This window comes from Dyella marensis (assembly GCF_900112865.1).
Lineage (GTDB): Bacteria > Pseudomonadota > Gammaproteobacteria > Xanthomonadales > Rhodanobacteraceae > Dyella_D > Dyella_D marensis_A.
On sequence record NZ_FONH01000002.1, the window covers coordinates 159280 to 168112 of the forward strand.

Consider the following 8833-nt stretch of genomic DNA (forward strand, 5'->3'; position numbering starts at 1 on the left):
TCAGCTGTTGTCCGGCAGCAGGTTGGTCGTGGTGAGATTGATGTCGGTGCCTTCGCGGATGTAGTACGGGTAGACGAAGTTGAAGCGCGAGTTGGTGGACTTCACCGTGTAGGCCACCTGGATCAGCACCACCCCCTCGGCGATGTCGCTGTCGTCCAGGCTCACCTGGTTCAGCGTCACGCGCGGCTCGAAATACAGCACCGCCGATTCGATCTTGTCGGCGATCAGCGTCTTCATCCGCGTGTCGAGGCTCTCGAACAGCAGCTCGCTGAGATTGCAGCCATAGTCCGGCTGCATCACCCGCTCGCCGGGCCGCGTGCTGAGCAGCACATGCAGGCTCGAGGCCACGTCGGCTTCGTCTTCCAGCATGGCCACGCCCGGCACCGGTCCGCTGAAGTCCGGTGGGAACGACCAGCCGCGGCCGAGGAAATCGCGATCCATGGCCTCAGCCTCCGATCAGCACGGTGGGACAGCCGGGCGCGCTGACCATGCCGCCCGCGCCGGTGGGATCGCCGATGCGCGCGGCCGGCAGGCCGCCGATCAGCACCGTCATCGAGCCGAGCAGGATCACGTCCAGGCCGCAGCCGTCGCTCAGGCGCGCTGCCGGCATGCCGCCGATCAGCACCGTCGGCGCACCCGGCGGCACGATCGGCACGGGTGCGCCGAACGTGGCCGAGCTGACGATCATGTCCGTAACCCTAGCGGCGAGTCCCATGGTCCCGTTCCGTCCCTTGCGTCCATTGCCCAGCCGCACCCCATGTCGCGGGCGCGGCGCCGTCAGTTGATCTGCACGATGCCGCCCTTGATCACGGTGGTCGCGTCGCCGCTGATCTTGGTCTGCGCGCCCGACAACTCGACCGTGCCGGTGCCGGTGGCCTTGAAGCCGCTCTTGGCGCTGAATTCGGTATTGGTGCCGGAAAGCTTCACGTCCTTCTTCGCCTTGAACACCAGGTCCTTGGCGCTCTCGATGGTGATGCCGCTGCCGTCGAGGGTGATGCTGTTGCCGTTCTGGTCCTTGAGCACGATGCCCTTGGCGTCTTCGCTCAGGCTGATCTTGTTGCCGGCCGGCGTTTCCAGGCCGATCACCTTCTTCTCGTCGTCGAAGGTGAGCTTCAACTTCTCGCGGCTGACATAGCCTTTGTGCGGGTTGGCGTCCTTGGCCGGCTCCGGCGCCGGATGCGCGCTGCTGTGGCATTGCCCCAGCACTACCGCATAACGCGGGTCGTCGCCGAGGAAGCCGACGATCACCTCGTCGCCGATCTCGGGACGGAAATAGGTGCCGCGCCCCTTGCCCGCATCGAGCGTGGCCAGGCGCGCCCAGATGCCGTCCTCGCTGGTGGAGACCAGCGGCAGGCGGCACTTGATGCGGTCCTCGCCGGCCGGGTCGCTCTCCAGCTGCGTGACCACGCCGATCTGCAGGCCCGCCACCGCGGGCAGCAGCCCGCTCGCGGGCAGCGGGCGCAGCTCGTAGCTCTCGGCGAACGTCTCCGGTCCGAGGCCGAACTGCACGTCGGTTTCCCAGTTGCCGCCGGCCACGGTCTGGCGCACGGCCGACACGTACAACTTGCCCTGGAAGCGCTGGCCGATGCCGTCGATCTGCACGATCTGCCCCGGCTGCACGCCGGCGAAGCCCTGGCAGCGCGCGCGTCCGCGCAGGCGTGCCAGGCGCATGCGCTGCAGCCGCGCATCGGCCCAGGCCTGCAGTTGCGATTCGTCGAGCGCGCCGCCATGGAAAATGTCGTCCACGTCGTCGCCCAGCACCTTGGCCAGGTCCGCCGCGGCGATATTGCCGGCGGCCGGCGTCGAGGGTTCCGCAGCATCGGCCTGGATGGCTTCCTGGTCGGCCGCTTTCCAGCTCACCGCCTTGATGCCCTTGCTCTGCCAGCGCGCGTCCATCTCCACGTCCAGCTCCAGCACGGTGGAGCCGTAGCCGAGCTGCAGCACCGGCGAGCCGCTGAAGTTGGGCTTGGCCACGGAGACCTTGTCGTCCCCGACCAGCACTACCTGCCCGTTCGCTTCGGCGCGGCACAGCAGGAAATCCCAGTCGGTGGCGTCGTACTGCACCACTTCTTTCAGGTCCGGCCTGGTGGCTTCGACGTCGTTGGCCAGTCCGTGCGCATCCAGCAGGGCGCCGGCGATGTCGCTGTCCTTCTGGTCGACGTAGTACTTGCTCTTGCGCGCCGAGGTCATCTTCACCGCGTCGGCATAGCAGTCCACGCTGAGCGTGCTGCCGTTCTTGCGCACCTTCAGGCGCTGCTTGACCACCGTGCCCTTGAACACCGTGGTGTTCTGCGAGCGGTAGCCGAACTGGATCTCGATGGCCTTGCCCGGCGCGAACAGGTCGCCGTCGCTGGCCGGGAAGCTGGACTTGGACGCCTCGCCGTCGTCGAGCTGCAGCACCGCCGAGGGAATGCGGTTGAGCTCGCGCGTGACCGTCACCGACTGCACGTGCAGGGTGCCGGGGATGGCCTGGCCGCCGATCAGGATCTCGACGGTGCAGACGTCCGGAGTGGCCGGGGTCGGGACGGCGGACGGCTCGCTCACTTGCCGCCTCCGTTGCCGCTGGCCTGCGTTTTCGCGATCGGCGGAAAGCGCAGCGTCATGCCCGGCGTGAGCCGGCGGAAATTGGCCAGGCCGTTGCGGTGGGCCACCTGCAGGTAGTAGCGCGGATCGCCATAAATCTGCTTGCACAGCAGCGGCAGCGTATCGCCCAGCTTCACCCGCCGCACGTGGGTCAGGTCCGGCGACTGCTTGTTCTCCTTGGCCGCGCGCTTCTCTTCCTCGATGCTGCTCTTGAAGGTGACCTTGGCGGTGGCGCGGATCGGCGTGCCGTCGGACTTGAACAGCTTGTAGACGATGTCCACCGCGGTGACGCGGCCTTTGAAGATCGAGTTCTCGCCCCACACCAGCTTGAAGTGCCGCGGCTCGTGCGCGTCGCCCTGGTAGTCGATGATGACTTTCTTGAAGTTCGCCAGGTCGTCGGCGATCGAATCGCGCGGCTCGCCGTCGATGATGCCGGTGTTGTCGAACAGGAACTCGAAGGCCATCTCCGACGGCTCGGTGTACTCGTACTTCAGCTGCTTGCCGCTGCTGCCCTGCCCCTGCCCGCCCTCGGAGAACTTCAGCTTGTAGGACAGCGTGTAGGTCTCCGGATTGATCAGGGCCTCGAAGGAAGCGTCGGCCTCGGCCACCCCGCCGTTCTCCGCGGCCTTGGAGTCCGCGAAGGCGAGGATCAGCATCTTGTCGTGCTTGCCGGAGTCAGCCATCAGCGTTCCTTCCTCGCCTGGAGCAGTTCGAACACCTGCTCCACGCATTCGGCCACCAGTTCGTCCTTGCCTGCCGCCTGCCCGGCCGCCGCGGCCTGCTTCGCGGCGCCACCGGACGCACCGTGCGCCTCGGGCGGCTTGCCCGAGACGGCGACGCGGATGTGCAGTTCCTTGATCTCGACCGGCATGTCCGGTGGCCTCGGCTTGATAAAAATCGGGGGTAAGAACTACTGCCCGTCCTGCAGGCTGAAGTAGCGGTACGACAGCTCCATCGTCTCGATCACCACGCTGTTTTCATTGGCGTTGAGATCGCTGATCAGCCACTTCTTCGGAATCGCGTGCGCCACGTTCCAGGTGCGCAACGATTGCCCCTGCTCGTTCATCAGGATCACGTTGATGTCCGCAGGCTTGAACTCGCGGTCGCGGAACGCCGCGGTGAACCAGTCCAGCACCGCCGAACCCATCAGCATGCCGCGCTTGAGCACCAGGTCCGCGTACTTGGTGCGGACCGGCAGCTTGTGCTCGAAGCGATTCTCCCCGCCCTCCTTGAAGCTCTCGAAGTCGTACTCGACCGACAGGCCCGAGACGGTCTGGAAACGAGCGTCGGCGGCGGGCGCGGGCTTGTCGTCGAGCATGAACTCGACCTTGTAGTAGAAGCTCCAGGGCGGGTAGTAATCGCTCATGGCGGTCAGACGTCGATATGGCTGAGGCCTTCGTGCGCGATTTCCACGCTCTCGATGGCGATCTCGTTGGCGTCGGACTTCAGGTCCGGTGCGGTGACCTTCAGCGGGAAGCAGCGCGAGGCCTTCCATGCCGCCACCGGCTGGTGCTTCTCGTTGAGCAGCCGGATGATCACGTCGCGGCGCTTATTGGCGCGATCGTCGGCGACATCCTCGAACCAGGTGTTGAAGTCGACGTCCTTCTCGAACTTGCCGCGCTTGAGCACCAGGGCCGCGGTCTTCTGCAGGCCGGGCTGGGCGATCTTGTGGAAGTCCTGGCTGTCGCTGTGGCGGTACTCGATCTTTTCCCGCTCCATCACCAGGCCGGTGACCTCGGTGAAGCTGATCATCGTGCCGCCCCAGTCCACCTGGAAGTGGAATCGCGGCAGGGGATACGCTTGCTGGCTCATGGTTCAACTCCTTGGGAAACAGTCCGCATCGAAGCGGTAGCTAAGCCCCTCTCCCACCGGGAGAGGGGTTGGGGTGAGGGTGCGGGCGGAGCGCGAGAGTGATGCGCACCACTCCGCCCGTACCCTCATCCGCCTGCCGGCACCTTCTCCCGGAGGGAGAAGGACTCCGACTTGAAGCTTTTGGCGTTGAATGGAATCAAGACACCGGCATCGTCTGCACGAACCGCAGCACGATGAATTCGGCCGGCCGCACCGGGCACAGCCCCACCACCACCACCATGCGGCCTTCCAGCACGTCCAGCGCCGTCATGGTGCTGCCCAGGCCGACCTGCACCGAGAACGCATCCGAGGCCTTGGCTCCCATCAGCGCACCCTGGCGCCACACCGAGGTGAGGAAGTTCTCGATCATGCCCTTCACCTTGACCCAGGTATTGGCGTCGTTCGGCTCGAACACGAACTGGCGGGTGGCGCGGCGGATCGATTCCTCGGCGAAGATGCAGAAGCGGCGCACGTTGACGTAGCGCCACTCGTTGTCGTTGCCGGCCAGCGTGCGCGCGCCCCAGACCAGGGTGCCGATGCCGGTGAAGGCCCGGATCGCGTTGATCGACTTGCCGCTGGTGGTATCGATGTTGAGCGTGTCCTGGTCGGTGCCGTCGATCACGATGGTCGGCGCGATCGCGTCGGTCACGCCATAGTTGGCCGGCGCCTTCCACACGCCGCGCGTGGCGTCCACCGCCGCGTAGATGCCGGCGATCGCACCGGACGGCGGCAGCTTGCAGGGCAGCTTGTTGATGGCGTCGCGCGCAAGGTTGTAGGAGTGGTTGTCCAGCGGCAGCCATTCGGACAGCTTCTTGGTGGTGGCGCCAACGGTGACGTCCGTCTTGTCCTCGGCGTAGGCGAAGCGGATGACGGTGGCGAGATTGGGCGCGTAGGCGGCACCGTACTTGAGGTTGTTCGCCGGCGAGCCGCTGTCGCGGAACTTCTTCGCGGCGTCGCCGATGAGCGTCTTCTCGTCATTGAGCGACTTGTCGTCGCCATTGACATCCATGATCAGGAAGCGGTTCTTCAGCAAGTCGCACTGTTGCAGCGCCTTGTCGTACAGGGTCTTGCAGTCGGCAATGGCCAGATACTGGGCTTCGGGGAAGACCAGCAGGGTCGGCTCCTCCTCCTTGCCCACCGCCGCCAGTCCGTCGCCGAGCTCGTCGACGTCCAGCGCCTTGTAATTGGCTACCGAACAGACGTAGCAGGGCCCGCCGCCGTTGTCGAAGTACAGGCGCATGGCGTACCACATCAGGTTCTGGTTGCGATCGGCCTCGGCCAGGGTCGCGCTGGCGCTGACCGTGCCGTCCGTGGCGGTGGCGATCGTTACCTTGATGCCCTCCTCCGGCTTGGCGCCGCCGAAGTAGGTCTCGTATTCGACCAGCGACGTGATGCGCGTCGGCTTCAGCGTCAAGTCGCCGTCCGTCTTCATCGTCGCTTTCTCGGTGTAGCCGATAAAGGCGGGGATCGCCGTGGCGACGCCGGCCACCGACGGCGGCAGCGCCGAGATTTCTTCAACGTAGACGCCAGGTGTGTTGTAGGCCATGACCGTTAGCTCCCTCTTTCCGCGTGCTGTGACTGTTGGCTGCTGACTTTTGAGTTGCGATACGAACCTAGATGTAGATCTCCGAGACCAGCCGCGTGATGCGCGCGCCGCTCGTCTGCGCCTTCACGATCCCCCGCGAAGGCTTTTGCCGTGTGCCCGCATTGCCGAAGAACGTGAGCGGCAGCGGTTGCGGTTCGGCCGCGATCTGCGCGCCGGTCCGCTTGTCCAGATAGGTCCACCAGGTGGACCGGTTCTTCAGGCGCACTTCGTAGACGGTGGCGGGCGCCTTGGGCGCGCCCGTGCCGTCGACGAAGCTGAAGTCGTCGTCGCCCGCGCGTACGGCGGTGAGCGTGATGAGCGCGAACACGTCGTCCGGCACGTCGTCGCCCAGTTGCACGCCGCGCGCCGGCGCGCCCACCACACCGGCCGGCGGCGCGATCGCGGGCACGTCGCCCTGGTGCAGGAACACCGGCATGTCCGTGGCGGAGGCGCCCAGCTGTTCCGTGGCCGCGCCGGGGTTATCGCCGGTCAGCTGCAGCAGCGCGCCGGCGGACAGCACCATCGACTCCACCGCGTCGCTGGCGGCGGGCGCCGGATAGTCGCGCGACAGGAACAGCACCGGGCCCGCGCCGAAGTCGCGCTTGACGCCGGTGAGGTTGGACAGCACCGGCACGTCCGCCTTGTAGCGATAGACCATGCGGGTGGGTGACAGGTCGCCGGGGTCGGCGGCTTCCTGGATGGCCTGCGCGCGGAAGGTCAGCGCGGTGTAGTCCAGGCATTGGCCGTCGGCGATCGCGACGCTGAAGGAAAACGCGGTATCCGTCGGGAACGTCGCTTCGCCCGGCGCCGCCACCACGAAGCCCTGCGCGGTGGGCATGAACAGACAACGCAGGCCGGCGAGCTGCTTGAGCGTGGACGGCGTCGGCGCCACCCGCAGCAGCGGGCGCACGTCGTAGCCGAGCAGGCGCGCGGCCTGCATGTCCGCCGGCAGCGTGTCGAAGATCTGGCCGCCGTTGTCCAGCCAGTAGTGGTGCAGCAGCCGCACCTCGAACAGGCGGCGATACGATGTGGTCGAGCGTTCGCTCATCTCAGCTCCCCAGTCCGATCTGGCGGAACGACGGCGCCGAGGTATCGCCGGCCACTTCGGTGATCAGGCCGGCCTCGGCCTGGGCCGCGCGGAACTTCATTTCCAAGAGGCGCAGCGTATACAGCACGAACGGGTACTGCTTGCCGCCCAGCGTGCCCCACAGGTGGTTCACTTCTTCCATGGTCGGCGAGTAGATGTCGAAGATCAGCTTGAAGGTTTCCAGCTGGTCCAGCGGATTGGTCGGCGCATTGGTCACCAGCGAGGCCGGCGCCACCGAGTTCTGGTCCATCACGTTGGAGAACTGGAAGAACTTGATGGTGCGCGAGAGCAGCAGCAGCGCATTGGTGTAGCTGGTGTGCGTGGCCACCACCATGATGTGGAAGTTCAAGAACACCGGCGGGTTCTCGTAGACCACGCGCAGGGTGGCGTCGTTGCGCACCGGCTGCACCAGGTTCTTGAGCGTCTTCTCCTCGCGGATGTTGATCATCGAGAAGGCCAGCACGTCGCGCGGGATCGAGCCCGGACTGCCGGCGCCGCCACCCACGCCCTCGGCGATATTGCCCAGGCGCACCTGCGGCGACACCGCCGGCACGCCGTAGGTGTCGGACAGGTGCCGCTCCAGTTCGTTGGCGACGATCGTCAACGCATGCGCCAGCATGTTGCCCCCTCCGCGAATGGCCGCGTCCTTCCGAGGACGCAGGCCGGCCTGGGCGTGGCGACGGGCGCCACGCTGTTTCAAGAAACCGCGATGTCGACGCTATGGCCGCGAATGGACGCGGCCGCCAGGTACTCTGCCGCGCGGTTGCGCGCTGGTTGCCTGCGTCTGTGGACCGGACGATCCGATGGCCGTCTTGACTGGCGACGGTCTGCCGCTTTCCTTGATCACGCTCACGCCATGTCTCCCTGCTGGTCTGCGCGTCGTTCTGCGTTCGCTGGCCTGGGCGGTGCGTGGCCGTGGCGATCGCGTCGTTCCTTGGTGCCTTCGTGGTGGAAGGCTGTCGCGCACTCTGCGTGGTGGGTGTCGGTTGGCACAATCTGCCTTCCGGAGTAAGGGGAGGACTACGCGGGTGGGGGTGGTGGTTTTTGTTTTGTGGTGGGTTGGTGGTGGTCGATGTTGTTTTCGATGTGTCGTTGGAGTGGGAATTTAAGGGTTATTTGATGGGTTTGATGGGTGTCTCGGCGGTGTTCTTTTGTGTCATGCGATGGCCATATGGGTGGGTTGTTGGAGTTTCCTGTGATGTGCTTCGCAGATATGGATTAGTGGCGAATGGGATAGGCCGAAAGGTTGGTGGATTTTGTCGTGTGGTTGGCAGGGGTACGCGCGTGCATGGCACGTGAAGTAGCTCGTCATTCCGGCGTAGGCCGGAATCCAGTTTCTGTGTCGCCTGATGGTCGCGTGGCCGCGACCTGGCCGCTTACGCAGCGGGCGTTCTGTGCGCCTGCCTTTTTTGCTCGTCATTCCGGCGTAGGCCGGAATCCAGTTTCCGTGTCGCCTGATGGTCGCGATCCGGTGACCTGGCCGCTTATGCAGCGGGCATTTCGGACGCCTGCCGGCGCCCGAGTTACTTTTTCTTTGCTGGCCCAAAGCAAAAGTAACCAAAAAGAAATGGCCTAAGAGCGGGGACTGAGGCCAGCTTTAGCGCTGCGCCTTTGCGACGTCACGGCTCGATTGTCGCCGTATCGCATCGGCTCAAATGCCAACCACAAATCAGCCTTTCCCTACAGACATGCCGTGATTGTCTCGATAGCCTGAGCAGGTCGTCGAT

The 8833-nt window shown here is 65.4% G+C and carries 10 protein-coding genes; all 10 read right to left on the reverse strand.

Features of this window, described 5'->3' with window-relative positions; translation table 11 throughout:
• The 10 genes from BM172_RS03520 to BM172_RS03565 all read right to left on the reverse strand — a co-directional run bounded on the left by BM172_RS03520 (window position 1) and on the right by BM172_RS03565 (window position 7725).
• Complete coding sequence (locus BM172_RS03520) at window positions 1–441, reverse strand: GPW/gp25 family protein (RefSeq protein ID WP_026636675.1); 441 nt, start codon at window positions 439–441, stop codon at window positions 1–3.
• Window positions 442–445: 4 nt separating this feature from the next.
• Complete coding sequence (locus BM172_RS03525) at window positions 446–715, reverse strand: PAAR domain-containing protein (protein ID WP_026636674.1); 270 nt, start codon at window positions 713–715, stop codon at window positions 446–448.
• Window positions 716–777: 62 nt separating this feature from the next.
• On the reverse strand, window positions 778–2544 hold the full coding sequence (vgrG, locus tag BM172_RS03530) for a type VI secretion system tip protein VgrG (protein ID WP_026636673.1): 1767 nt from the start codon (window positions 2542–2544) through the stop codon (window positions 778–780).
• Window positions 2541–3266, reverse strand: coding sequence for a CIS tube protein (locus tag BM172_RS03535; protein ID WP_026636672.1), 726 nt, complete (start codon window positions 3264–3266; stop codon window positions 2541–2543). The genes vgrG and BM172_RS03535 overlap by 4 nt, the downstream gene beginning before the upstream one ends.
• Window positions 3266–3454 carry a DUF5908 family protein gene (locus tag BM172_RS03540; RefSeq protein WP_026636671.1) on the reverse strand — a complete coding sequence of 63 codons (189 nt, stop codon included), beginning with the start codon at window positions 3452–3454 and terminating at the stop codon, window positions 3266–3268. The genes BM172_RS03535 and BM172_RS03540 overlap by 1 nt, the downstream gene beginning before the upstream one ends.
• Window positions 3455–3493: 39 nt before the next feature.
• Window positions 3494–3949, reverse strand: a complete 456-nt coding sequence (locus BM172_RS03545) for a phage tail protein (protein ID WP_026636670.1) — start codon at window positions 3947–3949, stop codon at window positions 3494–3496.
• Between the two features lie 5 nt (window positions 3950–3954).
• Window positions 3955–4395: a phage tail protein gene (locus tag BM172_RS03550; RefSeq protein WP_026636669.1), complete on the reverse strand. Its 441-nt coding sequence runs from the start codon at window positions 4393–4395 to the stop codon at window positions 3955–3957.
• A 196-nt stretch (window positions 4396–4591) separates the two neighbouring features.
• A complete protein-coding gene (locus BM172_RS03555; protein ID WP_026636668.1) occupies window positions 4592–5980 on the reverse strand; it encodes a phage tail sheath family protein in 1389 nt (462 codons plus the stop codon).
• A gap of 67 nt (window positions 5981–6047) precedes the next feature.
• Window positions 6048–7067: a hypothetical protein gene (locus BM172_RS03560; protein WP_026636667.1), complete on the reverse strand. Its 1020-nt coding sequence runs from the start codon at window positions 7065–7067 to the stop codon at window positions 6048–6050.
• 1 nt (window position 7068) lies between these two features.
• Window positions 7069–7725 carry a Pvc16 family protein gene (locus BM172_RS03565; RefSeq protein ID WP_035323866.1) on the reverse strand — a complete coding sequence of 219 codons (657 nt, stop codon included), beginning with the start codon at window positions 7723–7725 and terminating at the stop codon, window positions 7069–7071.
• Window positions 7726–8833 lie beyond the last annotated feature (1108 nt).

Excerpts from the sequence above, each read along its gene's own strand:
- BM172_RS03520 (WP_026636675.1), bottom strand. The coding sequence starts at position 441 with ATGGATCGCGATTTCCTCGGCCGCGGCTGGTCGTTCCCACCGGACTTC.
- BM172_RS03525 (WP_026636674.1), bottom strand. The coding sequence starts at position 715 with ATGGGACTCGCCGCTAGGGTTACGGACATGATCGTCAGCTCGGCCACG.
- BM172_RS03535 (WP_026636672.1), bottom strand. The coding sequence starts at position 3,266 with ATGGCTGACTCCGGCAAGCACGACAAGATGCTGATCCTCGCCTTCGCG.
- BM172_RS03540 (WP_026636671.1), bottom strand. The coding sequence starts at position 3,454 with ATGCCGGTCGAGATCAAGGAACTGCACATCCGCGTCGCCGTCTCGGGC.
- BM172_RS03545 (WP_026636670.1), bottom strand. The coding sequence starts at position 3,949 with ATGAGCGATTACTACCCGCCCTGGAGCTTCTACTACAAGGTCGAGTTC.
- BM172_RS03550 (WP_026636669.1), bottom strand. The coding sequence starts at position 4,395 with ATGAGCCAGCAAGCGTATCCCCTGCCGCGATTCCACTTCCAGGTGGAC.
- BM172_RS03555 (WP_026636668.1), bottom strand. The coding sequence starts at position 5,980 with ATGGCCTACAACACACCTGGCGTCTACGTTGAAGAAATCTCGGCGCTG.
- BM172_RS03560 (WP_026636667.1), bottom strand. The coding sequence starts at position 7,067 with ATGAGCGAACGCTCGACCACATCGTATCGCCGCCTGTTCGAGGTGCGG.
- BM172_RS03565 (WP_035323866.1), bottom strand. The coding sequence starts at position 7,725 with ATGCTGGCGCATGCGTTGACGATCGTCGCCAACGAACTGGAGCGGCAC.